We start from the raw sequence: 25638 nt of genomic DNA on the forward strand, positions 1-25638 counted from the left end.
TGGTGTCTCTGTCCCGAAAGGGCGAGGGGCTTTAACACATGTCGACGATCGCTTGTGCCGCAACGCGCGGCCCGGCATCCTCTCCGTCATCCCCCCGCGACCTCCTGCCCGAGATCCCCAGCATCCGCACCATGCCGATGATCGGAACGCAGTTTCGCCGCGTGCTCGCGCTCGCTGCGCTCAGTCTGGCTACGGCGTCCCCGACCCTGGCCGCGCCCGATGTGTGGGCCTGCCAGCGCTATCGCACGGAGCTCGCGAACCTCAACGCGAGCGCCTCGACCGCCTCCGCACTGCAGAGCGAGGTCGCGCGGCTGCAGACCTACTATCGCAGCCTCAACTGCGAGGGCGGCAAGTTCCTGTTCTTCGACACGCGCCCCCCGCAATGCGGGGCCGTCGAAGCGCGGATCCGCTCGCTCAACGCCACCTATGGCGGGGGCGATGGCGAGGTGGTGGCTGCCCGCCGGCGGCAGCTCATTGCAGCGGTGTCGAGCGCCTGCACCGGCCTGATCCCCGGCGAGGGCCAGGAGGGACAGGTCGCCGGCAGCCAGACCGCCCGCGGCGGCGCGCAGGTGATCTGCGTGAAGACCTGCGACGGATCCTACTTCCCGATGGCGAACCTGCCCGACGGTCGCGGGGGAGCCGACGAGATGTGCCAGGCGCTCTGCCCCGGCACCGAGGCGGTGGCCTACTCGATGCCGCACGGCGACGAGGCGCTGAAATACGCCGCCACGATCAAGGGCAACCGCGCCTACACGGCGTTGCCGGCCGCCTTCAAGTTCCGCAAGAGCTTCACGGCGGACTGCTCCTGCAAGCGGGAGGGCCAGAGCTGGGCGCAATCGCTCGCCAAGGCCGAGAGCATGCTGGTGCGGCACAAGGGCGACATCTTCGTCACGCCGATGACGGCCGAGAGGCTCTCGCGGGCGCCGAAGGTACGCCTCACTCTGGTCGGGCGGGCCGACCGGACGGCGGCGGGCCTCGCGGCCGACGCGGCCAACCGTGAGGGCGCGGTGCAGCTTTCGAAAGAGCCCGACGAGCAGGCCGGCTCGACCAGCGAGACGCGCAGCGGCATCCGCGTCATCGTCCCGAGCCTCCTCCCGCCCCCGGCGCTGACGCCCGTCCCGTAGGCAGCGCCGCTGCGGCCCGGCGCGCTCACCGACCGAGAAAAAGCGCAGAAGATCCCTCTGTCTCGATCCGTCTCCGTCGATCTTCGGCGCGGGCGCATAGGGAACCAATCCGGTCCGGTTGTGTTCGGAACCGCCGATTGCGTTTCACGAGGCTGACTTCATGCGGATAACCCGCTCGCTGCTCTTGGCCGGCACGATCTTGCCGGCGCTCGTCCTGTCCGATCTGTCCCTAGCACGGTCGCTCGGCGATGGCGGGCGGGTCGAGCTGGCACAGCGCGAGGATGCCGGCGAGGGACCGCGCGGCGGCGGGCGCGGCCCCGGCGGTCCGGGTGCGCCCGGCGGCGCTGGTCCGGCCGAGCGGGGGGGCGCGGAGCGCGGCGGACCGCCGGCACGCGAGCGGCCGGATCGACCCGAGCGTCCAGATAGACCTGAGCGGCCGGAGAGGCCGGAGCCGCGTCAGGCGCCCGCCGGCCGCGAGCGACCGGAGCCCGCGGAACGTCCGGCCCGTCCCGAGCGGCCGGCCCCTCAAGAGCGTCCCGAGCGTCAGGAGCGTCCCGAGCGCCCGCCGACCCCCGCTCAGAGGCCGGATCGATCCGACGAGCGCCCGACCCCGCCCGCCGCCCGCGAGCGCGCCCCGGATCGTGAGGCGCCCGCCCGCCGCGAAGCGCCCGAACGCGAGGCACCGGCCCGTCGCGATGCGCCGGATCGGCCGGACCGCGATGGCGCCGACCGTCCGGCCCGCCCCGCCGGTCGCGATCGCGACACCGACCGCCCCGACGCCGCGCCGAGCCAACGCCGAGCCCCGGAGGCGCCGACGCCGCCTTCGTCGGAGCGTCCGACCCGTCCGACGCCGCCTTCCGTTCCGAATCCGTCCGCGCCCGAGACGGCGCCGAACCAGCGGCCCGGCGTTCCGGGACGCCCGGTGGCGCCGAACGCGCAGCAGCCTGCCCGCCCGGATCAGCCGACGCCGCCGACGGCGGGTCAGCCCGATGCCGCCCGCGAGGCTCCCGGCGGGCGCACGGCGCCGAACCAGCAGCCGGGCGTGCCCGGCAGACCGGTGGCGCCGAACCAGCAGCCTGGCGTACCGGGCCGTCCGGTTCAGCCCCCTGGCACCCCCGCCGATTCGACAGCGCCGACCCAGCTCGACAGAGGCTCGGATCAGCGCGGCCTCGATGATCGCCGTGACGGTGATCGGCGTGACGACGACCGGCGTGGTGACCGGTTCGATCGCCGTGACGACGATCGCCGCGACGACCGGCGGACCGATCGCCGCGACCGCTTCAACGTTCCCGGCACACCCGCCTACGTGCCCGGCGGCTTCCGCACCGACGACGATCGCGTGCGCGACTACGACACGATCCGCCGCGATCGCCGTGAGTACGACATCGATGGCCGCACCTACTACCGCGAGCCCGGCCGCATCATCGTGCGCGACCGCGACACGACCTATATCCGCCACGACGAGAACGAGCGCTTCCGCACGATCTACGGTGAGCGCGGCTACCGCAGCGAACGCCGCGGCGGCGAGATCTACAGCTACGTCGATAGCCCGGCGGGCGGCCAGATCATCACCGTCGTGGACGACGACGGCCGGCTGCTGCGCCGGTCCCGTCGCTACCGCGACGGGCGGGAGGTGATCCTCATCAACAACGCCTATGGCGGCGCGCCGCGGCCGATCTACGAGGACGTGGTGGACCTGCCGCCGCCGGATATTCGCATTCCGCGCGAGCGCTATGTGGTCGATTACGATGGGGCCGACGAGCGCACCGTCTACGAGGCGCTCTCCGCCCCGCCCGTGCAGAAGCTCGACCGGCGCTACACCCTGGATCAGGTGCGCTACAGCCCGCAGCTGCGCGCGCGCATGCCCTCGGTGGACATCAACACGATCACCTTCGACACCGGCTCGTTCACGGTCACGCCCGATCAGGCCAAACGCCTCTCGACCATCGCGGAGGCGATCAACCGGACGATCAAGGACAACCCGCAGGAGGTCTTCCTGATCGAGGGCTACACCGACGCGGTCGGCTCGGACATCGACAACCTCTCGCTGTCCGATCGCCGCGCGCAGTCGGTGGCCGCGGTGCTCACGCAGAACTTCCAGGTGCCGCCGGAGAACCTCACCACCCAGGGCTACGGCGAGCAATATCTGAAGGTGAACACGCAGGAAGCGAACCGCGAGAACCGCCGCGTCACCGTCCGCCGCATCACCCCGCTGCTCCAGCAGGCAGAGGGACAACCGCCCGCGGCGCCGCGTTAACGGACGCTCTTGACCCTCCCCCACCTGCGGCGCAGGTGGGGGATGTGACGCGTGGGCTTGAGAGCACGGGACGGCGATGGCGGACGACAGCGACCGGTTCATCGAGGCCGGGACGCCGACCTTCCGCCGAGCGACGCTCGCCCTGTTCGCGGCCGGGTTTTCCACCTTCGCCGTGCTCTACGGCGTCCAGCCGTTACTGCCGGTCTTTCACGATACCTTCGACGTCTCACCGGCCGAGAGCAGCCTCGCGCTGTCGCTGCCCTGCGCCACGCTCGCGGTCTCGCTGCTGATCGTCAGCCCGCTCTCCGAGGTCTGGGGGCGCAAGCGGGTGATGGCGGCCTCGCTGTTCGCCTCGGCGCTTCTCACCATCGGCGCCGTCCTGATGCCGAGCTGGCACGGATTCCTTGTGCTGCGGGCACTCACCGGCATCGCCGCGAGCGGCCTGCCGGCCGTGGCCATGGCCTATCTCAGCGAGGAGATGCACGGGCGCGCCATCGGCCTGTCGATGGGGCTCCTTATCGGCGGCAACGCGCTCGGCGGCATGGTCGGGCGGCTGCTCGCGGGCGTGATCGCCGACCATGCCTCCTGGCGCTGGGGCCTCGGGATCATCGGCGTGCTGGCGCTGTTCGCCGCGCTCGCCTTTCAGTTCGCCCTGCCCGCCTCCCGCCACTTCCTCGCCCACCGCATGCGCTGGCGCGAGGTGCCCGGCACCTTCACCCACCATTTCCGCGATGCCGGCCTGCCCTGGCTGTTCGTCGAGCCGTTTCTGCTGATGGGCGGCTTCGTCTGCGTCTACAACTATATCGGCTTCCGCCTGCTCGATCCCCCCTTCTCGCTGAGCCAGACGGTGATCGGCCTGATCTTCGTCGTCTACCTCGCGGGTACGGCGAGTTCGGCCATCACCGGCCATGTCGCCGGGGTGCTGGGGCGGCGCAAGGTGCTGTGGCTGGCGATCCTGTTCGGCATCGGCGGGATCGCGCTCACGCTCGCCGACAACCTCGTCCTCATCATCGGCGGCATCGTCGTCGTCACGGTCAGCTTCTTCGGCGCGCATTCGGTGGCGTCGAGCTGGGTCGGGCGGCGGGCCTCCCGCGACCGGGCGCAGGCCTCGGCGATCTATCTCTGCATGTACTATCTCGGCTCGTCCCTGCTCGGCACGGCGGGCGGCTGGTTCTTCCTGCATTACGGCTGGCCCGGCGTCGCGGGGTTCTTCGGCAGCCTCTACGTGGCGGCGCTCCTCATCGCGCTGCGCCTGACGCGGCTCGCGCCGCTCCCGCCCGCCGGCGGGTCGGCCCTGTGATCCGGCTTCCGGCGGAGCGATCGGTTCAATCCTGCCTCCGGCATTTCGGACATCGGTAAGCGAACCGGAAGGGCGGCGAGAAGGGACCGGCCGCGTGCGGAGCCCCGCGAACATGCAGGCCGCCGATTGAGTTCCGGCGGCCGCAGCCGTTATCCTGCCGGCGGAGAGGGAGAGCGCGCCATGGCCAACGTCAGCACCTGCCTCTGGTACGCCAAGGATGCGGAGGCGGCTGTGCGCCTTTATGTGTCCCTCGTGCCCGATTCGCGCATCGTTCACGTCCAGTCTGCGCCGGGGCCCTGGCCAGGCGGCGAAGCCGGTGAGCCGATTCTGATCGTCTTCACCCTCGGCGGTCAGAGTTTCCAGGCGCTGAACGGCGGCGCGCCGGCTGATTACGGGACCGCGGCGTCGATCTCGGTCACCTGCCGGGATCAGGCCGAGGTCGATCGCCTGTGGTCGGCGCTCACCGCCGAGGGCGGTGCCGAGATCGCCTGCGGCTGGCTGCGCGACCGCTGGGGCGTGCCCTGGCAAATCGTGCCGGAGAGGCTGCCGCGCCTCCTCGCCGATCCCGATCCGAATGTGGCGGCCCGCGTCTTCACGGCCATGCAGGGCATGGTGAAGCTCGATGTTGCGGCCCTCGAACGCGCCGCCGAGGGAGAAGCGTCGCCGTGACCGCCACTTTGAGCCACGACGCTCACACGGAAAGTCAGTTCGGCGCCCGCGCCGCCGATTATGTCGCGAGCGCGGTCCATGCGGCGGGCGAGGACCTCGCGGCGTTGGCCCGCTTCGGTGTCGTCCCCCACTCCGCCGTGCTCGATCTCGGCTGCGGCGGCGGCCACGTCACCTACGCGGTGGCCCCGCATGTTCGTTCCGTCACCGCCCTGGACCTGTCGCAGTCCATGCTCGACGCCGTCTCGGCCGAGGCGCGGCGGCGCGGATTGACAAACGTCACCACCCGGCAGGCCAGCGTCGAGGCGCTGCCCTTCGCGGATGCGAGTTTCGACTGCGTCCTCTCGCGCTACAGCGCCCACCATTGGGCCGACGTGCCCGCCGCCCTTCGGGAGGCGCACCGGGTGCTCGCACCCGGCGGACGCTTTGGCCTCGTCGATGTGGTGCATCCGGGCCCTCCGCTGCTCGATACCCATCTCCAAGCCTGGGAACTGCTGCGCGATCCCTCCCACGTGCGCGATTATGGCGAGGCGGAGTGGCGCGCGATGCTGGCGGAGGCCGGCTTCGTGCCCGGCGCCGCCCAACGCTGGCGGGTGCGCATGGACTTTCCGTCCTGGGTCGCGCGGATGGGTACGCCCGAGCCAAGCGTCGCGGCGATCCGCACACTTCAGTCCGGCGCCCCCGAGCCGGTGCAGTCGCATTTCGCAATCGAGGCCGACGGCAGTTTCACCCTCGACGTGTTGATGATCGAGGCCGAGCCCGATGGCGTCTTGGATTAAGCGGTCTCGCCGCCCAGCCGTCGCACCGCTCGCGCCCGCCCGATCAGCGGAAGCAATCCGGCGAGATCCGGCCCGTGGTCGAGGCCGGTCAGCGCGAGGCGCAGCGGCATGAACAGGGCGCGGCCCTTGGCGCCGGTCGCTGCCTTCACGGCGTTGGTCCAGGCCTTCCACGTGTCGGCACCGAACGGCGCATCCGGCAGCAGGCGCGCAGCCGTCGCGATGAAGTCGGGCTCGGCGATCACGGGCGTGACCGGTCCGTTCACCACCTGCCACCATTCGGCGGCGTCCGAGACGCGGCCGAGATTGGCCCGCACGGCGAGCCAGAACGCTTCGGCCTGATCCGTCGGGACACCGAGGGCAGCGAGCCGGTCGCTGACGTTGTCGTACGACATATCGTGGACGAGGCGGGCATTCATCCCGTCGAGTTCGGCCGGGTCGAACCGGGCCGGGGCGCGCGAGAGGTGGGCGAGATCGACGAGGCTCGCCAACTCGTCGAGGGAGGCGACCGGGCGCACGGCCTCGGCCGAGCCGGTGAGCACCGCGAGCGAGCGCACGGCGGCGGCCTCGTAGCCGGCCTCGCGCAGGGAGCGCAGGGAGAGGTGGCCGAGGCGCTTCGACAGCCCCTCTCCGTCGGCGGTGGTCAGCAGGTTATGGTGGCCGAAGGCGGGCGCCGGCGCGCCGAGTGCCTCGAAGAGCTGCACCTGCACGCCGGTATTCGTGACGTGATCCTCGCCGCGGATCACGTGGGTGACGCCGACCTCCGCATCGTCCACGACGGAGGGGAGTGTGTAGAGATAGCTGCCGTCGGCGCGCACCAGAACGGGATCGGAGAGCGACGCGCAATCGACGTGGCTCTCGCCGCGAACGAGGTCGTTCCAGGCGACGACGCGGTGATCGAGCTTGAACCGCCAGTGCGGGCGCCGGCCCTCGGCCTCCAGGGCGGCGCGCTCGGCCTCGCTCAGGGCAAGCGCCGCGCGGTCGTAGAGCGGCGGCAGACCGCGGCCGAGCTGGCGCTTGCGGCGGCGGTCCAGCTCCTCCGGCGTCTCGTAGCAGGGGTAGAGCCGGCCCGCCGCCTTCAGCCGCTCCGCTGCCGCATCGTAGAGGGCGGTGCGATCGCTCTGGCGGAAGAACAGGTCCGGTTCGATGCCGAGCCAGCCGAGATCCTCGGACGCCGCAGTCGCGAATTCCTCGGTCGAGCGCTCCCGGTCGGTGTCGTCGAGCCGCAGCAGGAAGCGGCCGCCCTCGCGGCGAGCGAACAGCGCATTCAGCAGCGCCGGCCGGGCATTGCCGATATGCAGGAAGCCGGTCGGGGAGGGGGCGAAGCGGACGAGAGGAGCAGTGGCCATGCCGCCGCCTTACCCAATTTTCGTGGGCATCGCACCGTCCGCGCGTCGCTGCGGCATCAGTTCTTGCCCGCGTTATCCGGCTGCGTCCCATCCGGCCGGCCGAAGAGCCAGCCGCGCAGCGACGCGACCCAGAGCGGTTGGCCCTCGCGCCCGTCGCCGACGACGACGGTTGCCGTCATGCCTGCGACCAGGATCACTTCCGGCGGCACGTGGTCGATGCGGATGCGCACCGGCACCCGCTGGGCGAGCCGTACCCAGGTATAGACCGGATCGACGTTCGGCAGCCCCTGCGTGCTCGTCGCGGCATTGGCGGTCGAGATGCCGAGCGTCAGGCTCTCCACCGTGCCCCGCAGCGGCACGCCGTAGCCCATCAGCGCCATCTCGGCGGGGGCGCCGGGGCGGATATGGGCCATCTTGGTCTCTTCGAAATAGCCATCGATCCAGAAGGAGTCGGTGTCGATCACCCGGATGTTGGCGGTGCCGGTCTGTGCGTAGTCGCCGACCCGCAGGAGCAGGTTGGTCACGCGGCCGTTGACCGTCGAGCGCACCTGCGTGCGCTCCAGGTTCTTCCTTGCCTGCGAGAGCTGCGACCGGGCCGTCTCCAGGGCGGCTTCAGCGATCTTGGCGGTGCCGGCAAATTGCTGCTTCTCCTCGACCGAGGTCGAGACGGTGGAGAGCGCCGCGCGCCGCGCCGATTGCGCCTGCTTCACCGAAAGGTCGGCCTCGCGGTTCTTGATCTCGGCCTCGGCCGAGACCACGGCCTCCTGATAGTCGAACGGATCGATGACGTAGAGGACGTCGCCCTTCTTGACCTCCTGGTTGTCCGCGACCCGCAGCTCGACGACGGTGCCGGCCACCTGCGGCGCGAGATTGACCACCTGCACGCGCACCCGCCCGTCACGGGTCCAGGGGGCGGTCACGTAGAACTGCCACACCACGTAAGCCGCCACTGCGGCGAAGGCGAGGATGAGGCCGGTTACGGCCAGCCGCAGCAGGCGGCCCCAGTGGCGGCGTCGGACGGAAACGCGCTTGGCGCCGGCCCCTGGCCCGCGCCGCGGCTCGTCGGAGAAGACGTCGTCGGGCGGGGACTGATCCCGGTTCCGGTCGTCGGCGCCTGCGTCGTCCGCGCGCTTCACAGCAGCACCACCACGATCGCGAGGAGGCAGACATAGATCCCGGCTTCCGCCAAAGGCGCGTTGGCGACGTAGCGTCCGAACCGGATCCGGCGAAACACGACCCGCAGCCCCACGAGCAGCGCGAAGGCGATCAGCGCGTAGGCGACGAAGGGCGAGACCAGGATCCCGCCGATGGTGAGGTCGTGTTGCATGGCTGCGGTCAGGAATCGGGAAGGAAGAGGCGGCGGAAGAAGCGTCCGTGCCGCCGCATAACGCGCGAGGCGGTCGCGAGGTCGGTTACGGCGCGGGCGAGTTGCAGGCGTACATGGCGGTTATGGCGCTTCGCCTCGCCGATCAGGGCGTGCGCCGTGCGGTCGAGGTCCGCCGGGTTGGCCGAGGCGAGCGCCTCTCGTGCCTCAGCGACCAGAGGGGCGAGGCCGCCGATCTCGCTCAAGCTCTGCAGGTGCGCGTGGGCCCGCGCCGCGGCAGCTTCCAACTGCGCCACGGCGAAGGCGTGGTGCAGGCTCGCCCGGCGCACCGCACCGCTGCCGGAATTCCAGGCCGAGAATTGGAACAGCCGGTCGGCATTGAGGCTGGTGCGCGTGGTGGCGTCGCCGCCCTCCCCCGCAAGCGCCCCGGCGAGGTCGCGACGGGCTTCCTCAAGGGCGAAGGCGCGGTGCTGCGAGGCCGAGATCGGCAGGACGAGCCGGATCGTCAGGAACAGGATCACCGCCGCGGCGACGACCAGCAGCGCGTTCATGAGAAAGGCTTGCGGATCGTAGGATTGCGGGTTGTCCGGCGCCATCAGGACCGGCGTGAACACCAGAGTGATGAAGCCGATGGTGAAGCTCGGTGGGTGCAGAGAGACGAGGCAGCCGAAGAAGACGACCGGGGCCATGGCGATCGCGAGCAGCGGAAAGCCCTGATTGCCGTTGAGCATCACGAACAGGACGAACCCGGCACAGAGGGCGGCGAGGGGCATCCCGATCAGCACCCCGAGCGCGAACTTGCGCGGATCGGGCGTCACCGAGGACAGGGCGCAGGTCGCCGCCACTTGGACGAGCGCGAAGGTGGCTTGCGGCAGCCCGAGCAGGATGAAGAGCCCCGCCGTGAGGCCGAAGGCGATCATCACCCGCAACGCCGCCCGTAGGGCGACCTGGAAGTCGCGGTGGGTCGGCAGGGCGATATCGCGCAGAGGCGCGTGGCCGTCGGCCAGTGCCCGCGCACCGTCTTCGGCGAAGGTCGCGGCCTCAACGACGTCCAGCGCGCGCTGAAGCGCCATAATCTCGTTGAGCGACGCGCCGGGATCGCGCATCGCCTCATCCACGAGATCGCGCAGCCTGCCGCCGTCGCGGGCGAGCGCCTCGGCACGAGGCTCCTCGCCTTCCGAGACCGAGCGTAGAGCCAGCGCGTGTGCCTCGCGCACCCGCGGGCCGGTCTCGTCGACACGCGTCAGCGCCGCCGCCAGCGCGCGGCTGGCCGCGGCCAGGACGTAGAGCGCGGCGATGGCGCTGCGGGCCCCCGCGGCGCGGTGGATGCCGTCGTCCAGTTCGCCGGCGATGGCGCTCGCATCCGCCCGCATCGGCGCAACCCGCCGGATCAGATCGGCGGTGCGTTCGGGGCCGGGATCGCCCTGGGTCAGGCTCTCGCGGGCGAAGGCTCTGGCCGCCGCGTGGGCGTAGGCGAGGCGCGGCAGCAGGGCCTGCCACGTGCTCGGCGAGGCGAGCGCATCGTTGATGAAGGTGATCGCGACGATGCCGACGGCGATCGCGGCGACGCGACCGATGGCAGCATCGAACACCGTCTGCGGCGCGTCGATATGGGCGATCGCGACGATCGCCACGGTGTAGCCGGCGAGCATCGCCCCGTAGGCGCGGGTATCCTGCAGGAACTGCGCGACGAAGACGCAGAGGCCGAGCCAACAGGCGAAGCCGAGGAGCAGGAGCACCCGATCCTGCCCGAACAGACCCATCAGGCCGATGCCGACGATGCCGCCGACGACGGTGCCGAGGAAGCGGTAGCCGGCCTTCGAGAGCGCTTGGCCGCGCTTCGGCTGGGCCAGGATCGCCACGCAGACGGCCGCCGAGGAAGCGCTGTCGAGCTGGAGCCAGAAGGCGGCATAGAGCGCCAGCATCATGGCCAGCCAGATCCGGACGGCGAAGGCCAAGGCCGCGGGCTTCGGCACCCAGCGCTCCAGGGTATCGAGCAGGCGCTCGCCCGGACCCGCCTCGCCGGCGCGCTGCGCCGCCCCCCTCACCCGACGACCTCGGTGCCCGTCACCAGAGCCTGCCTCTGATCCCGGGCGAGGCGCGCGACCCGCAACTGCCACAGGCAGAGCAGCGGCGTGACGACGAGTTCGAGGGCGAGAGCCGCCAGCATGGTCAATGACGGCACGCCCGTGAGGGCGAGGCCGAGCAGCCGCGCCAGCCCGCCGAGCACCACGACGAGGGTGAGGAAGCGGAACAACCTCGACTTGTCCTCGATCCCCGGCACGCAGGTGAAGAACAGGATGCCGATGCCGGTCAGCAGGCCCGACAGGTAGCGGAAGTGGCTGTCGGCCGAGACGTTGACCGGTGTGCCGCCACCGATGCCGTCGATGCCGAACAGCACGCCGTAGAGGCCCGCCAGGACCGGCACGACCGCGGCAAACGCCACCGTGCGCTGCAGGATGCGGCGTTCACGCTCCATGTCGGTGAGGCCTTCGAGTCCACGCTTCGATGCGCTCCCGTGCGGAACCGGCCTCCGCTTCGGCTCGGGAGCGTTTCAGAACTGATCGGCGGGGCAACACGCCCGCCGCCGTTCGGTTCACGGGCGCCAGCGATGCGAGCGGGCGTTTGAATGCCTCTCACAAAACTCCCGCTGCGCTGTCGTCTCCAGAGCGAGAACGGCTGGGGATCAGGAGTTTTGAGAGGCCCTCTGAGCCCGTCAGGCCTTCTGCTCCTTCAGGCGCTTGACGCACTTGCTGTAATATTGCGGCCATTTCGGCCCCTGGGCCGCCTTCTCGGTGGCCGAGAGCGCGCGCCATTCGGCACCGCACTTCTTCTGCCGCTCGCGCGCGGCGGATTGGGCCACGCTCGGCTCCTTGGCCGTCTGCTCCTTCGTCGTCTCCTTGGCGCTCGGCGCGCTCCATGCCTCTCGGGCCGACGCGGCCTGAGCCAGAAGGAGCGGCGCAACCAGCACGGCGGCGGCGAGGAGACGAGAGAGCATCAGGCAACTCCGGTGAATCGGATTCGGCAGCGTCGCCGTGGGCCGCATCACAGCCGCATCGGCAGCCAAAGAGCAAGCTCTCTCTGCAACTTGCGCACGATTGCAGACAAGCTTGGCCCTCGGCTTGAGCCTTCGGGCCGTTCCGCGCTACCTCCATAGCCGAGGATGGGCGCGGGCCCGCTTTCCCGGGATGCCAGCATGGCGGTCACGACGGCGCAGCCGATCGAACTCTACACCTGGAGCACGCCGAACGGGTGGAAGATCCCGATCATGCTCGAAGAGTGCGGGCTGCCCTACCGGGTCGTTCCGGTGAATATCGGCAAGGGCGAGCAGATGGCGCCCGACTTCCTGGCGATCTCGCCCAACAACAAGATTCCAGCCATCGTTGATCCGGACGGGCCGGGCGGCACGCCGATCTCGGTGTTCGAGTCGGGCGCGATCCTGCAATATCTCGGGCGCAAGACCGGTTGCCTCTATCCGAGCGACGAACGCGCCCGCACCGCGGTGGACGAGTGGCTGTTCTGGCAGGTCGGCGGGCTCGGCCCGATGCTCGGGCAGGCCCACCATTTTCGCATCTACGCGCAGGACAAGATCCCCTACGCCATCGACCGGTTCACGGAGGAGGCCAAGCGCCTCTACGGCGTCCTCGACCGCCGGCTCTCGGCGCATGAATATCTCGCCGACACGTACTCGATCGCCGACATCGCTGCTCTGACCTGGGCCAAGTTCCACGGCAAGCAGGGCATCGAACTCGACGGGCACCCGAACGTGCGGCGCTGGCTCGAAACGCTCCTCGCCCGTCCGGCGGTGCAGCGCGACCTCGCCGCGATCTGATCCGAACGCGCCGGGACCGGAACGGGTCCTACCGCGGGCCGGCGCGTCTGCCGGGGGGATCAGCAGCGAGGGCGTGGCTCACCGTTTCCCCCGACGAACCATGCTGCTTTGTGCCTGGGCCCCTGCCCTTCTGCTGCTCGGGGCATCGTCCGGCTCCGCCGCGAAGACGTGCGTTGAGACACTCCCGCTTCGGCACGGCCTGTTTCCTGCACGATGCGCACGGGACTTTTGCCATCGCCCGACGTAAGCCGTTGCCGGCGAACGATTTTGCCATTCAAGCATTCGTGCCGACAAAAAACAGTCGGCTTGGCAGCAGATTTCCGCTTGACGACCTGCCAATACGGACGCAGTCTCTCTGCGTGCTTCGCATTCGCAAGCACATCGGCCAAGAAACCGCTGGTCCGCGCACGGTTTGTTGGCGAAAGCTGGAGGAGACAGGGATGACTCCACCGCAGCGTCAAGCCGCAACGATAGCCTGAGAACCCGTTCGGTCTCGGACTTAGCGGCCCGCCACGAACACCGGACGGAAGCGGATCCCCAGGGGCGCAGAAGCGGCCTATACGGCGCGACTTCGAACACGCATCAGCCCCACCTTTGGACCGCTTCCGCCGCGGTTTTTATTGCAAGCGGGAAGACCTTCACCGTGCTGGCCGTTGAGGCTCGCGCGAATTTCGCCATGGGTGATCGGGCGATCGTGCTGGCGAAGAGATATCGGGGCGTGCCGGCCGACCTGTTGCGGCTTTCACAACGCTCCTCGTGCTGAGGTGCTGCGGCGGCAGCCTCGAAGCACGCCGCGACGCTTCCCCGAGCGATCGATATCACGAGATCGCCGTTCCGGCGTGTTTCGAGGCCGAGCTTGCGCTTGGCACCTCAGCATTTTGCACCTCAGCCTGCGGAGGGACGGACCGTCCGTAGCAGCCTGGTCGAAAGAGGCCTGGAGCGGATGCGCATTCAGGGTCGCCGGCGCCGGCGTCATCCGTCGACGGGTTTCGCGGCCGGCCTCGTGGGGATGAGCCCGGCCGCTTCGGGTCGGATCACTTGCCCGAGAGAAGCGGCGACCAGGTCGGGTCAGAGGCGAAGGACGGGGTCGGCACCGGCTGCTCCACCTTGCCGGTGATGTCGACCATGTAGAGCTTGCCGCCGCCCTGCCCGCCCGGATCGCGGAAGAACATCACGTACTGGCCGTTCGGCGCAAAGGTCGGGCTCTCGTTGTGGAAACCCTCCGTCAGCACCCGCTCACCCGAGCCGTCGGGCTTCATCACGCAGATGGCGAAGCCGCCCTTGCGCTGCCGGGTAAAGGCGATGAGGTCGCCGCGCGGCGACCAGGCCGGCTGCGAGGCCGAGCCTTCGCCGAAGGAGAGCCGGCGCGGGTTCGAGCCGTCGGCGCCCATCACGTAGATCTGCTGCGAACCGCCGCGGTCGGATTCGAACACGATCTGGCTGCCGTCGGGCGAATAGCTCGGCGAGGTATCGATCGCGAGCCCCTGGGTCACCGGCGTCTGCGCCTTTGAAGCGAGATCGACGGTGACGATGTCGGCATTGCCGCCCTGCTGCACGCTCATCACGAGGCGGCGCCCGTCCGGCGAGAAGCGCGGGCTGGCGCTCATCGAAGCGAAGTTGCCGACCGTCTGGCGCTTGCCGGTTTCCAGGTCTATCATCTGCACCTTGGGCTGCTGGCCCTGCGCCTGGGTCATGAAGGCGATCTCCTGCCCCGCCGGCGAGTAGCGCGGCGCCACCACCGAAACGTCGCCGCCGCCGGTCAGTGCACGCACGTTGGCCCCGTCCTGATCCATCACCATCAGGCGCTTGCGGCGGTTCTCCTTCGGGCCGGATTCATCGACATAGGCGACGCGGCTGTCGAACCAGGGCCCGAGGCCGGTGACCTTGGTGTAGACCGCGTCTGACACGAGGTGGCCGGTGCGGCGAGCATTCGCGACGTCGGTGCCGTATTGCTGTCCGGTGATCTGCTGGCCCGAGGCTACGTCCCACAGGCGGAAGGCGACGGTCAGCCGGCCCGAGGCGTCGCGTCCGACCCGGCCGGTCACCAGCGCCTGGACGCCCGCGCCCTTCCAGGCCTCGAAATTCGGCGCCGCGTCGAAGCTCGGATTCTCAGGGAAACGCCCCTTCTCCAGCGGCGTGAAGTAGCCGGAGCGGCGCAGGTTGTTGGTGATGACGTTGGCCACCAGCGTGCCGAGGCTGGCGTCACCGGCGAAATCGGCGATCGCGATCGGCATCGGCTGGAAGGCGCCGCTGCCGATGCGGAGCTGGAGCTGCGCCTGCGCCGGAGTCGCAGCGGGAAGCGCCAGGGCGAGGACGCCGAGCGCGGCCGTGAGCGCCGGCAGGAGGGTGCGCCGGGTGAAGGCTGTTCCAGGCATGGGACAAGTCCAGGTCGGTCAGGGAATGCGGAAGGGGAAGGCCGCGATGACGCGGTGTGATCGGCGCGGGCGGATCACACGGGCGAGAACTCGAACTCGGCGTTGATAGCCTTCCAGTCGTTGTAATAGGGCGCGTACTGGGCCGGGATCTTGTAGGGCGCGCAGCGCCGCACCGCCCGCAGCGCGGCCTGGGCGATTGACTGATCGACCGAGTTGTTTCCGGCGCGCATCACCCGCGGCTCGGCCGTGAGCGAACCGTCCGGGTTGAGGCGGATGTCGAGCATCGGCAGCACCACGCCCTGCGTCGCGCCGGGCGGCGCCGAGTAGCACCGCTCGATCTGCTGCTGCAGCATGCCGACCAGGGCGTCGCGCAAAGAGGGCGAGAGCTTCTGCGCGGTACCGGTCGACGTGCCGAGCGAGGCCGTGCGCTGCACTTCGCGGCCGGTGGAGCCGGTCGATTGCGAGGCCGTACGGGTATGGGTCTCGCGGCTGTCGCCGGGGCTGGTCCTGTTGGCGAGTTCGGCCTGCTGGCGCGCCTTGGCCTCGGCATCGGCCTTCGCTTTGGCTTCGGCCATTGCCTTCGCCTTGGCTTTCGCGGCGGCCTCGGCCTTGGCCTTCGCCTCGGCTTCCGCCTTGGCCTTGGCCTCGGCGACCTGCTTGCGGTGCTCAGCTTCCGCCGCGGCTTTCGCCGCCGCTTCAGCCTTCGCCTTCGCTTCGGCTTCCGCCTTGGCCTGCGCCTCTGCCTCCGCTTTGGCCTCGGCCTTGGCCTTGGCGTCCGCCTTCGCCTTGGCTTCCGCGCGCGCCTTGGCCTTCGCCTCGGCGGCCTTCTCCGCAGCCTTGGCGGCGGCCTCGGCCTCCGCCTGCTCGCGCTCGACCAGCTTCTGCAGTTCCTCGCGCTTCTCGGCCTCCGCCTTCGCGGCGGCGGCCTTGGCTTCGGCCGCCTTTGCCTCGGCCGCCTTAGCAGCGTCGGCCTTGGCCGCGGCCTCCGCTTTCGCCTTGGCCTCCGCCTTGGCCTTCGTCTCGGCGGCCTTGGCGGCAGCGGCCTTCTCCGCCTCGGCTTTGGCGGCTTCCGCCTTGGCGGCGGCGGCCTCGGCCTCCTCCTTCACCGGGTCCGCGGTGTCGGCGCGCAGCGGCATCGCATCGACGGCGGCGAGCTTGGTCTCGGCGGTGCGGGTGGGCGCGGCCGGCGCGTCGGTCTTCGCGTTCTCGGGCTCACGCTCCTCCATCTTTTCGGAGACACGGTCGGCCCGGTTCGGATTCTTCTGCGGCTTCTCGGCATTGCGCTCGCCGCGGGTCATCTCCGAGAATTGCTGCTCGGTCAGCACTTCGACCGGCACACCCTCCTGCGCGTCGGGCAGCGCCGGGGCTGCGACCGCGAACAGCGCGAGGCCCAGCACGGCCGCGTGTGCCCCGGCGGAGATCCAGACGCCCGGCTCACGGTTCCGGAGAGACTCTGAGAGAGAGTTGGGCCAGCGCAGAGCCACTTCTGCCTTGCTCCGCTAATTCGATTCCGGCTCGGTGACGAGGGCGACCTTCTTGAAGCCGCCGCCTGTCACGATCGCCATCACCTGAGCCACGCGCCCGTAATCGACGCGCTTGTCGCCGCGCACGAACACGCGCTCCTCGGTGCCGGTCTTGGCCGTCTGCATGAGCTGGGGCACGATGTCGTCATCCTTCAGCTCGACCTCGCCGAGATAGACCTCGCCGGTGCGGCGGATCGAGAGCGTGATCGGCTTGACGTCGGAGTTGAGCGGGCTCGCCTTCGATTGCGGCAGATCGAGGGGCACGCCCACCGTCATCATCGGCGCGGCCACCATGAACACGATGAGGAGCACCAGCACGACGTCGATGAACGGCGTCATGTTGATCTCGTTGATGGCGCCGTGCCCGCGCCGTCCGCGGCGGCGGCGCTTGCCGCCGCCCTGCGCCGCGCCGTGCGTCATGCCCATAGTCTCGGCTCCCGCTTCAGCAACGATCGATCAGGCGGCGACCGAGAGGCGCTCGTCGATCTGGCGCGAGAGGATCGCCGAGAACTCGTCGGCGAACCCCTCGAGCCGCGACTGCGACTTGGCGACGGAGGCCTGGAGCTTGTTGTAGGCGAGCACGGCCGGGATCGCGGCGAACAGGCCGATGGCGGTGGCGAACAGCGCTTCCGCGATGCCCGGCGCGACGACGGCGAGCGAGGTGTTCTTCGAGGCCGCGATCGAGGTGAAGGCGGTCATGATACCCCAGACCGTGCCGAACAGGCCGATATAAGGGCCGGCCGAGCCGATCGAGGCGAGAAACAGCAGGCGCGAGTCGAGCCGCTCGACCTCGCGCTGGATCGTGACGTCGAGCACCTTGTCGATGCGCTGCGACAGCGAGTGGATCTGCCGGCCCGAGCCCTCGAAGGAGCGCTTCCACTCCCGCATGGCGGCGACGAACAGGGCGCCGAGCCCGGTCGGCTGGCGGTCGTTGAAGGAGCGGTAGAGTTCCTCCAGCGAGCGGCCGGACCAGAACGCCTCCTCGAAGGCATCCATCTCGGCTTCCACGCGGCGGAACAGCAGTGTCTTGTCGACGATGATCGACCAGCACCAGACCGAGGCACCGAGCAGGCCCACCATCACGATCTTCACGACGAAGTGGGCCTGCCAGAACAGGCCGAACAGGCTCATGTCTGCGACGGGCGCGGCCTGCATGGCATCGGCTGGAGTCATCGAACGATCCTCGCGTCGTCAGGGCCGCGCTGGGGCGCACCGGACTGCCGACTGATCCTTTGAGCGATGAGACCTGAGATCACTCGCGAATCTGTCGAAAGTAAGGGTCGGAGCCCAGGCTCGAACGGCCTGACGCGGCGACGCCCTCGCACGAGTCTAAGCGTGCGATAGGGTTAAGAAATCGTTTGGGCGCCGATCTCCAGCCCCTGGGAGGCGCAGCATGCCGAGGCAGCGATGCGGCAATACGGCATAGTGTTGAGCGACAATCGAAGACCCTGATGTTCGATAACTTTGCAATTTTGAGTACGCAGGACCGCCCGAGTGCTGAGCGTGTTTACCGCTCATAAATATACATATGTTGTTTTTTGACGCGGTGGCGAATGCCTCCTCAACCGTTTTATCGGCGAGTATGCTCCCTTGATCTTCCGTCGCAGCCTCCGGTCCGCGTCAGCGCAGGTCCCCGCTTCCATCATGCCCTTCGCGGCACCCACGCAATCGACCGCCGTCGATTTCGAGGCGATCCTCGATTCCCTCCCGGTCAACGTTTTGGTTCTTCACCCGACCGAGGCGACGATCACCTTCGCCAATCGCCGAAGCGTCGAGACGCTGCGCAGCCTGCGCGAGCACCTGCCGGCCTCCGTGAACCCGGATGCCATGGTCGGCCTCTCCATGGATGTGTTTCACAAGAACCCGGCCCACCAGCGCAGCATCGTCGCCGATCCGTCCCGTCTGCCCTGGCGCACCAAGATCAAACTCGGACCGAAGACGCTCGACCTCCACGTTTCTCCGGTTCGCGACGCGGATGGCCGCTACGTCGCAGCCGTCCTGTCCTGGGCCGACGTCACGCCGTTCACCGAGTCGATCGCCAGTTTCGACGCCCTGATCCGCACCGCGCTCGGCGAGACCGCCGAGGCTACGACGGCGATGCGCGGGGCGGCCGAGCGCGTTCTGTCCGCCACCGGCGCGGCCTCGACCGCGGCCGAGACCGCCGCGACCGGCGCGTCGGACACGGCGGCGAACGTCCAGTCCGTCGCCGCCGCCGTCGAGGAACTGACGGCCTCGAATGCCGAGATCACCCGGCAGGTCACGCGCTCCAGCGCTGCGACCGGCGAGGCGGTGACCGAGGCCGGGGCGGCGATGGAGAGCGTCAGGGCGCTGGTCGAGACCTCGCAGCGCATCGGCGAGGTCGTTGGTCTGATCTCGTCGATCGCCAACCAGACCAACCTGCTGGCCCTCAACGCCACGATCGAGGCGGCACGGGCGGGCGCAGCGGGCCGCGGTTTCGCGGTCGTCGCCACCGAGGTCAAGGCGTTGGCGGGGCAGACCGCGAAGGCCACGAGCGAGATCGCGCAACAGATCGGCATGATCCAGGCCGCGACCTCGCAGACGGTCGGCGCCATCGAGCGGATCGCCGGCGTGATCCGCGGGCTCGACGAGGGCGCCACCACCATCGCCGCCGCGGTCGAGAAGCAGGCGGCCACGGCGGACGAGATCAGCCGCAGCGCCCGTGAGGCGGCGCAGCGCACCGGCCGCGTGAGCGGCAGCATCGGTGCGGTGGCCACCACCGCCGAGACCTCCGCGGCCTCGGCTCAGGCGGTCCTGTCGGCGACGACGATCCTCGACCAGCAGACGGCGCAGGTGACGCGGGCGGTACAGGACTTCCTGGTCGAGGTCAGGCGGATCTGAGTTCCGTCGGCGTCAGCGCCCGGCGCAGGGCATCGGGCAGGCGGATCGCCCGCCCGTTGCGGACGCAGGCCACCACGACCTCGGCGCGCACCAGCACCTCCTCGCCGCGGCGGACCTCTTGAGCCAGATGCATGGAGGCGCCGCGCAATTCGCTCGACCGCGTGTGCACCTCGATCAGATCATCCATGCGGGCGGGCTTGAGGAAGTCGAGGTTCATCTTGCGCACGACGAAGACGAGGCCAGTCCCCTCGGCGTGCAGATCCGACTGATCGCCCGCCAGGGTTCGCAGCAACTCGGTGCGCCCGCGCTCCATGAAGCGCAGATAGCTCGCGTGATAGACGAAGCCCGAGAAATCGGTGTCCTCGTAATAGACGCGCAGCGGGAGGCGATGCGCGTCGGCGCCTGTCATCGGATCCATGGGCATCCGGATATGGAGAGGGTGCCGGTTCTTACCGGCTCCCGCCCGAGGTGGCGAGGGGCAGGCCCTGAAACGGCGAGGGCCGCCCCTTGGGAGGGCACCCCTGCCGGCGCATCATGGTCGGATCGATCAGCCGCCGATGCGGTTGGCGAGCGTCGCGGAATGGGCGTGCTCGTCGGCGATGTAGGGCAGCGCTTGGTTGGCGAAGGTGCGGCCGGCGGCGCTGTCGCCGTTGCGGGCATAGCTGCTGTAGAGCGCGAGCGTGCGCGCGTCCGAGCGGGCCTGCCCGTTGACGTAGGCACGGTCGAACTCGCGGGCGGAGCGGGCTGAGCGCAGGCGCTCAAGGCGCTGCTGGCCGTTCGGGCCGAGGGCGACGCGGCGCCCAGGCTCGCCGGGGCTGTTGTCGATCAGGCCGACGCCGCCGAGCACGCCGCCGACGATGCCGGTGCCGATGTTGGCCGCAATCGTCACCGGGGCGAGCACGACGCCGACCGGGTTGTCGAGGCGGGTCGGAATGCCTTGGCTGTCGGAGACGACGCGGCCGGAGGCGGTGAGCGAGGTGCCCTCGGGCAGCAGCGCCCGGGTGGTGGCCTCACGCTCGACCAGCACGCGGTTGGCGTAGTTGCGCACCCGCGGGTTACGGGAGCGTTCGAGGGCGATGCGGCTCGCCTCGATGCTGGATGCGTCCGAGCGCAGGGCCTCGGCGCGGAACTCCCGCGTGTCGGTCGCGGCCGCGCCGATCGGCGCGTCGGCACCGATGCGCAGCGGCAATGCGTCCTGAGCCAAAGCGGGCGCGGCAAGGGTGACGGACAGGCCGAGGGCGGCCAGGACGGTCGACTTCATGGCGGATATTTCCTTGAAGGACGTTCGAAGATCGTTGTCGGAGGCCGACGCTCCCGAGGAGCAGGCTCGCGGCTCCAACTTGTGCGATCCATGCATGTTCCGCCGCCGCACAATCCTGTGATCACAGGTTCCAAGCTGCGCCGCGTGTGCCTTCGAGAGGTGTGCGATGTGGAGAAAACCCTGACGGATCAGGGATGAACGACATCCAGCGCGGCCGTCGCGAACATCGCGGCGTCGGGCTCGACCAACCGCTTTGCTGATTCTCGCGTCGGGCCGATATGTTTCGAGTGCATATCTAGGCGGCGGGGTTTGGGTCGTCACCGAGATCGATCACGACGATCTCCGGCGGTATGCCGAGCCGTACCGGGGCGATGCTCATGCCGAGACCGCCGGAGACGATCAGATCCGCCTGCTCGCGCACATGGCCGTAGGCGAAGCGGTTCTTGTAGCGGGACGGGACGACCGGCGCGTAGCCGAACACACGCACCTGCCCGCCATGGGTGTGCCCCGAGAGCGTGAGGGCGATCCGCGGCGGCACTTCGGGGAAGATGTCGGGCTCGTGCGCCAGCAGGATCGCGGGCGCGCCCTCGGGGATCTGGGCGAGCGTCCCCGGCAGGTCATCGACGCCGATCCGGGCGAGACCGCTCGTCTTCCGGCTCGGAAGGAAGGCGAGCTGGTCGCCGAGGCTGGCGAGCCAGACCTCATGTCCGCGCACCGAGAGCGGCAGCGCCTCGTTCTGCAGCACCCGAATCCCATTGCGCCGCAGGGCTTCGCCCGCGATCGTCGGTCCGCTGCCGCGCGCCTGGGCCGCACGGTCCTCCCACCAGTCGTGATTGCCGAGGATGGCGTAGGTGCCGAGCGGCGCCCGCAGCCCGCCGAGAACCAGTCCCCACTCGGCGGCATCGACGTACCGGGTGACGAGGTTCATGCCGGAGACGTAGTCGCCGAGCAGCACCGTCACGTCGCCGTTCAGGGCGTTCGCGGCGGCGACGATGCCCTCGATGCGCGCCGCCGACATCCACGGCTCGCAGGCATGGATGTCGAACAGCGCGACGATCCGCAGGCGCAAGCCCTCCGGCCAGGGCCCCTTTGGCCGGAGCCGGTAGCGGGTGATCGTGAGGCGCATCGGCTCGATGCCGACCGCGTAGGCGCCCGTGCCAGCGCCGGTCAGCGCCGTCACGCCGAGGCCGAGCAGCACCGTACGGCGGGTGACGGAGACGGGCGACCTTCTCCGCGCAGGAGCGCGGTCGTCCGATTCAGGCATCCGGGTCGTCGCTGCCGCTGAATAGGCCGAACTGGGTGCTCGGGTCGCGCCGAGGCTCGGCGAAGCCCATATGGCGGAAGGCGTGCGGCGTCAGCACCCGGCCGCGTGGGGTACGCTGCACGAAGCCCTTCTGGATCAGATAGGGCTCGATGATGTCCTCGATCGCGTCGCGCGGCTCGGAGAGTGCGGCGGCGATGGTCTCGATGCCGACCGGGCCGCCGCCGAACGAGGCGGCGATCAGGGTGAGATACTTGCGGTCCATCACGTCGAGGCCGACGGGATCGACGTCGAGCATCTGCAGCGCCCGGTCGGCGATGGCGCGGCTCACCGTCTGCGCGTCCTCGACGATGGCGAAGTCGCGCACCCGGCGCAGCAGGCGTCCGGCAATGCGCGGCGTGCCGCGGGCGCGCTTGGCGATCTCGTTGGCGCCCTCCTCCGACATGCCGAGGCCGAGCACCCGCGCGCCGCGCCGGACGATGAGTTCGAGCTCGTCGATCTCGTAGAATTCGAGCCGGATCGGGATGCCGAAGCGGTCGCGTAGCGGCGTGGTGAGGAGACCCGCGCGGGTGGTGGCGCCGACGAGGGTGAATTTCGGCAGCTCGATCTTCACCGAGCGGGCGGCCGGCCCTTCGCCGATGATGAGGTCGAGCTGGTAATCCTCCATCGCCGGGTAGAGGATCTCCTCCACCGCCGGGTTGAGGCGGTGGATCTCGTCGATGAACAGGACGTCGCGCTCCTCCAGATTGGTGAGCTGAGCCGCCAAGTCTCCGGCCTTGGCGATGACCGGACCGGAGGTCGAGCGGAAGTTCACGCCGAGTTCGCGGGCGACGATCTGCGCCAGCGTCGTCTTGCCTAGCCCCGGCGGGCCGACGAACAGGACGTGGTCGAGGGCCTGGCCGGTCTTCTTGGCCGCCTCGATGAAGATGTTCATGTTGGCGCGCGCCGCCCGCTGGCCGATGAACTCGCCGAGGCTCAAGGGGCGGATCGACTGATCGACGTCGTCCGCCCTGCGCTCGGGGTTCAACAGGGTCTTGCCGGGCTTCGAGGGTCTGTCTTCGCTCACGGGGGTCTCGCGGGGCGGCGTCTGCCCTCGCGTTTTGCACATCCCGCGCGCCGGGGCCACCGCGGTTGATCGGCTCCGGAGAGCGGGGACGACGTGCCGCGGCACACGCCACGCGGGAGGGTGTCAGCGAGTTGGTAACCAACACCGCCGATGATCGCCGCGTGCTCCCGTCGAGAACCGCGATGCCGAACGTTTCCCTCGCCCCGCGCGGGCCCCGCCGTGCCCGGCTCCTGGGCGGGACCGGCGCGGCGTTGGCCCTTCTGCTCGCCGCCCCGCTCCGGGCCGAGCCGACCCCCGTGCCCGATGCGCAGCCCGATTCCCGCATCAACCTGCGGATCGAGCCGAAGGCCGAGAAGGCGGCCGAGCCGAAGCGCGAGCTGAGGGCCGACCCCAAGGCGGAGCCGCGCGCGGAGAAGGCGGAGAAGGCGGACGCCAAACCCGACCCCAAAGCCGATCCGAAGCTGGAGCGCCCGACCGCCGACACGGTGGCCGTCCCGATCGAGGCGCCGCCGCCGAAGAAGGCCTCGCGCGAATTGCCGCCGGTGGTCTACGCCCGCGTCTCCGAGGATCCCCTGCCGACCTACACGGCGCAGACCGTTATGGACACGATGCGCGCCGCCGAGCGCTATCAGATCTATGCCGAGGCCGGCGGCTGGAAGACCCTGCCCGCCGACTTCGCGCCGAAGCCCGGCGACAGCCACCCCGCCATTCCCTCGCTTCGTCACCACCTGACGCTGACGGGCGACCTCCCCGCCGACGCGCCGCCCTCCGACCGCTACGATCCGCCGTTGGTGGCCGCGGTGAAGGCGTTCCAGGCCCGGCACGGCCTGCCGGATGCCGGCATCCTCGGCCGCCTGACGCTGAACGCCCTCAACGTGCCGGCCGATGTGCGCCAGCGGCAGCTGCGCGCCTCGGCGCAGCGGCTGATGGGCTCTAATTTCGGCTTCGGCGAGCGCTACGTCACTGTAAATATCCCCTCCGCCACCGTGGAGGCGGTGGAGAACGGCACCGTCACGCGCCGCTTCGTCGCGGTGGTCGGCTCGCCCGACAAGCAGACCCCCGCGGTCGAGACCCGCATCACCGACGTCAATCTCAACCCGACCTGGACCGTGCCCGTCTCCGTGATCCGGAACGAGATCATCCCGACGATGCGCAAGAATCCCGGATACCTCGCCAAGAACCGCATCCGCATCCTCGGCCCCGGCGGCGTCGAGGTCGACCCGGCCACGATCGATTGGACCACGCAGAAGGCGGTGAACTACACGCTGCGCCAGGATTCCGGCCTCGACAACTCGCTCGGGCAGATCCGCATCGACATGCCGAACCGGCACGCGATCTACATGCACGACACCCCTTCGAAGTCGCTGTTCGCGGGCTCGGTGCGCTTCCACTCGCACGGCTGCGTCCGCGTGGGCCAAGTGAAGGAGTTCGCCGCGTGGCTGCTCCAGGGCACCGAGGGACCGAACGGCGCCGGTTCGACCTGGGGGCCGATCGAGATCGAGACCGCCATCGCCGGGGGCGAGCGGCGCGACGTCAAGCTGGTGAAGCCGACGCCGGTCGCCTTCGTCTATCTCACCGGCTACGCCACCCCGGACGGACGCGTGCATTTCCGCGACGACATCTACGGCCTCGACACGCCGGCGGCCCCGGCGGCCGCGACGCCTCCGGCGCAGGACGTCACCACCACGGGCGCGATCACGCCGCGCGCGCCGCTGCCACGCTCCCCGGCTCCAAGCACGGTGCCGGTGCCTGCTGCAGCGCAGGGCGGATCCGCCAAGCCGACCTCCACCAAGCCCGCTCCGTCGAGGCCGGCGGCGGCCCGGGATGTTCCCGCGCCCGCTGCGCTGCCGCCGGCTACCGCCCAGCAGAAGCCGCAGGCCCGCAGGACCGCGCCGCCGGTGCGCAGCCCGGAGGCTGAACCGGCACTCCTGCCGCCCGGCCTCGTCGGCGGGCGCGGCTGACGGTGCTTCGGCTGTTCGGCATCCCATCCACAGCAGCGCTGCCATGCGGAGCGGAACAAAGCCTCCCGCTTCCTCATTCTGCCGATCGAGTGCCGGCACGGTTGTCGCCGGCTGAAATCCGGTTGCAGAACGTTAGGAACACCCCATGGCCAAGGCTAAGCTGCGCGTCGCCAGCGATCGGCTCAACACCCCGACCGACCTCGATCCGAACGACGTCAAGAAGATCTCCGAGGGCCTGACCGTCCTCCTCTCGGATCTCTTCGCGCTCTACATTAAGACCAAGAACTTCCACTGGCACGTCAGCGGACCGAATTTCCGCGATTATCACCTGCTGCTCGACGAGCAGTCCGAGCAGATCTTCGGCATCATCGATGCGGTGGGCGAGCGCGCCCGCAAGATCGGCGGCACCACCCTGCGCTCGCTCGGCCAGGCCGACCAGATGAAGCGCGTGCCCGACAACAACGCGGATTACGTCAGCCCGCTCGAGATGCTCAAGGAGCTGCGCGACGACAACAAGGCGCTGACCGCCAACATGCGCGAGCTGCACGCCGTCACCGACGAGGCCAACGACGTCTCGACCACGAGCCTTCTCGAGGAGTGGATCGACCAGTCCGAGGAGCGCACATGGTTCCTGTACGAGTCGACCCGCGAGGCGACCGAGAGCGGCCACTGATCCACCATCCGGCGCTTGTCTGCCGAAAAGC

23 protein-coding genes are annotated in these 25638 nt (G+C 69.8%); 9 read left to right on the top strand and 14 right to left on the bottom strand.

Going from position 1 to position 25638, the window contains the following annotated elements:
• Nucleotides 1-38 precede the first annotated feature (38 nt).
• The 5 genes from LPC10_RS24120 (at nt 39) to LPC10_RS24140 (ending at nt 6126) form a co-directional block, all read left to right on the top strand.
• Nucleotides 39-1124 carry a DUF2865 domain-containing protein gene (locus LPC10_RS24120; RefSeq protein WP_231344770.1) on the top strand — a complete coding sequence of 362 codons (1086 nt, stop codon included), beginning with the start codon at nt 39-41 and terminating at the stop codon, nt 1122-1124.
• A 160-nt stretch (nt 1125-1284) separates the two neighbouring features.
• On the top strand, nt 1285-3381 hold the full coding sequence (locus LPC10_RS24125; protein ID WP_231344771.1) for an OmpA family protein: 2097 nt from the start codon (nt 1285-1287) through the stop codon (nt 3379-3381).
• Between the two features lie 76 nt (nt 3382-3457).
• Nucleotides 3458-4681 (top strand): MFS transporter, encoded by a 1224-nt coding sequence (locus LPC10_RS24130; protein WP_231344772.1) that lies wholly within the window; start codon nt 3458-3460, stop codon nt 4679-4681.
• Between the two features lie 180 nt (nt 4682-4861).
• Complete coding sequence (locus LPC10_RS24135) at nt 4862-5350, top strand: VOC family protein (protein ID WP_231344773.1); 489 nt, start codon at nt 4862-4864, stop codon at nt 5348-5350.
• A complete protein-coding gene (locus LPC10_RS24140) occupies nt 5347-6126 on the top strand; it encodes a class I SAM-dependent methyltransferase (protein WP_231344774.1) in 780 nt (259 codons plus the stop codon). The genes LPC10_RS24135 and LPC10_RS24140 overlap by 4 nt, the downstream gene beginning before the upstream one ends.
• Here the strand turns inward: LPC10_RS24140 and gltX are convergent.
• The 6 genes from gltX to LPC10_RS24170 form a co-directional block, all read right to left on the bottom strand.
• The gene (gene gltX, locus LPC10_RS24145; RefSeq protein ID WP_231344775.1) at nt 6123-7472 is read right to left on the bottom strand and encodes a glutamate--tRNA ligase; all 1350 of its coding nucleotides are present in this window, start codon (nt 7470-7472) and stop codon (nt 6123-6125) included. The genes LPC10_RS24140 and gltX overlap by 4 nt on opposite strands.
• 56 nt (nt 7473-7528) lie before the next feature.
• Nucleotides 7529-8608, bottom strand: coding sequence for an HlyD family secretion protein (locus LPC10_RS24150; protein ID WP_231344776.1), 1080 nt, complete (start codon nt 8606-8608; stop codon nt 7529-7531).
• The gene (locus LPC10_RS24155; protein ID WP_231344777.1) at nt 8605-8799 is read right to left on the bottom strand and encodes a DUF1656 domain-containing protein; all 195 of its coding nucleotides are present in this window, start codon (nt 8797-8799) and stop codon (nt 8605-8607) included. The genes LPC10_RS24150 and LPC10_RS24155 overlap by 4 nt, the downstream gene beginning before the upstream one ends.
• Nucleotides 8800-8807: 8 nt before the next feature.
• Nucleotides 8808-10844, bottom strand: a complete 2037-nt coding sequence (locus tag LPC10_RS24160; protein ID WP_231344778.1) for an FUSC family protein — start codon at nt 10842-10844, stop codon at nt 8808-8810.
• Entirely contained in the window at nt 10841-11275 is a 435-nt protein-coding gene (locus tag LPC10_RS24165) for a DUF4345 domain-containing protein (RefSeq protein WP_231344779.1), read from the bottom strand. The genes LPC10_RS24160 and LPC10_RS24165 overlap by 4 nt, the downstream gene beginning before the upstream one ends.
• A gap of 237 nt (nt 11276-11512) precedes the next feature.
• Nucleotides 11513-11794, bottom strand: a complete 282-nt coding sequence (locus LPC10_RS24170; protein WP_231344781.1) for a hypothetical protein — start codon at nt 11792-11794, stop codon at nt 11513-11515.
• A gap of 198 nt (nt 11795-11992) precedes the next feature.
• Here LPC10_RS24170 and LPC10_RS24175 point away from each other — a divergent pair, with 198 nt between their 5' ends.
• Nucleotides 11993-12628, top strand: a complete 636-nt coding sequence (locus tag LPC10_RS24175) for a glutathione S-transferase N-terminal domain-containing protein (RefSeq protein ID WP_231344782.1) — start codon at nt 11993-11995, stop codon at nt 12626-12628.
• Nucleotides 12629-13662: 1034 nt separating this feature from the next.
• On the opposite strand, the gene tolB is transcribed toward LPC10_RS24175, so the two are convergent.
• From tolB to tolQ, 4 genes are all read right to left on the bottom strand, one after another.
• On the bottom strand, nt 13663-15003 hold the full coding sequence (tolB, locus tag LPC10_RS24180; RefSeq protein ID WP_231344783.1) for a Tol-Pal system beta propeller repeat protein TolB: 1341 nt from the start codon (nt 15001-15003) through the stop codon (nt 13663-13665).
• A gap of 74 nt (nt 15004-15077) precedes the next feature.
• Nucleotides 15078-16487: a cell envelope integrity protein TolA gene (tolA, locus tag LPC10_RS24185; protein WP_231344784.1), complete on the bottom strand. Its 1410-nt coding sequence runs from the start codon at nt 16485-16487 to the stop codon at nt 15078-15080.
• A gap of 15 nt (nt 16488-16502) precedes the next feature.
• A complete protein-coding gene (locus LPC10_RS24190; RefSeq protein ID WP_012456993.1) occupies nt 16503-16952 on the bottom strand; it encodes a biopolymer transporter ExbD in 450 nt (149 codons plus the stop codon).
• A gap of 30 nt (nt 16953-16982) precedes the next feature.
• On the bottom strand, nt 16983-17699 hold the full coding sequence (tolQ, locus tag LPC10_RS24195; protein WP_108942626.1) for a protein TolQ: 717 nt from the start codon (nt 17697-17699) through the stop codon (nt 16983-16985).
• Between the two features lie 471 nt (nt 17700-18170).
• Here tolQ and LPC10_RS24200 point away from each other — a divergent pair, with 471 nt between their 5' ends.
• Complete coding sequence (locus tag LPC10_RS24200) at nt 18171-19385, top strand: methyl-accepting chemotaxis protein (RefSeq protein ID WP_305080618.1); 1215 nt, start codon at nt 18171-18173, stop codon at nt 19383-19385.
• Here LPC10_RS24200 and ybgC read toward each other — a convergent pair.
• The 4 genes from ybgC to ruvB form a co-directional block, all read right to left on the bottom strand.
• Nucleotides 19372-19803 carry a tol-pal system-associated acyl-CoA thioesterase gene (gene ybgC, locus LPC10_RS24205; RefSeq protein ID WP_231344785.1) on the bottom strand — a complete coding sequence of 144 codons (432 nt, stop codon included), beginning with the start codon at nt 19801-19803 and terminating at the stop codon, nt 19372-19374. The genes LPC10_RS24200 and ybgC overlap by 14 nt on opposite strands.
• A gap of 129 nt (nt 19804-19932) precedes the next feature.
• Nucleotides 19933-20646, bottom strand: a complete 714-nt coding sequence (locus LPC10_RS24210; RefSeq protein ID WP_231344786.1) for a DUF4142 domain-containing protein — start codon at nt 20644-20646, stop codon at nt 19933-19935.
• Nucleotides 20647-20941: 295 nt separating this feature from the next.
• Nucleotides 20942-21910, bottom strand: coding sequence for a metallophosphoesterase (locus tag LPC10_RS24215; RefSeq protein ID WP_231344787.1), 969 nt, complete (start codon nt 21908-21910; stop codon nt 20942-20944).
• On the bottom strand, nt 21903-22973 hold the full coding sequence (gene ruvB, locus LPC10_RS24220) for a Holliday junction branch migration DNA helicase RuvB (RefSeq protein ID WP_305080619.1): 1071 nt from the start codon (nt 22971-22973) through the stop codon (nt 21903-21905). The genes LPC10_RS24215 and ruvB overlap by 8 nt, the downstream gene beginning before the upstream one ends.
• A 182-nt stretch (nt 22974-23155) precedes the next feature.
• On the opposite strand from ruvB, the gene LPC10_RS24225 reads away from it, so the two are divergent.
• A complete protein-coding gene (locus LPC10_RS24225; protein ID WP_231344789.1) occupies nt 23156-24934 on the top strand; it encodes a murein L,D-transpeptidase in 1779 nt (592 codons plus the stop codon).
• Between the two features lie 145 nt (nt 24935-25079).
• A complete protein-coding gene (locus tag LPC10_RS24230; RefSeq protein WP_231344790.1) occupies nt 25080-25607 on the top strand; it encodes a Dps family protein in 528 nt (175 codons plus the stop codon).
• The last annotated feature ends 31 nt before the right edge of the window (nt 25608-25638 follow it).

The organism is Methylorubrum sp. B1-46 (assembly GCF_021117295.1).
In the GTDB taxonomy this organism is placed as follows: Bacteria; Pseudomonadota; Alphaproteobacteria; order Rhizobiales; family Beijerinckiaceae; genus Methylobacterium.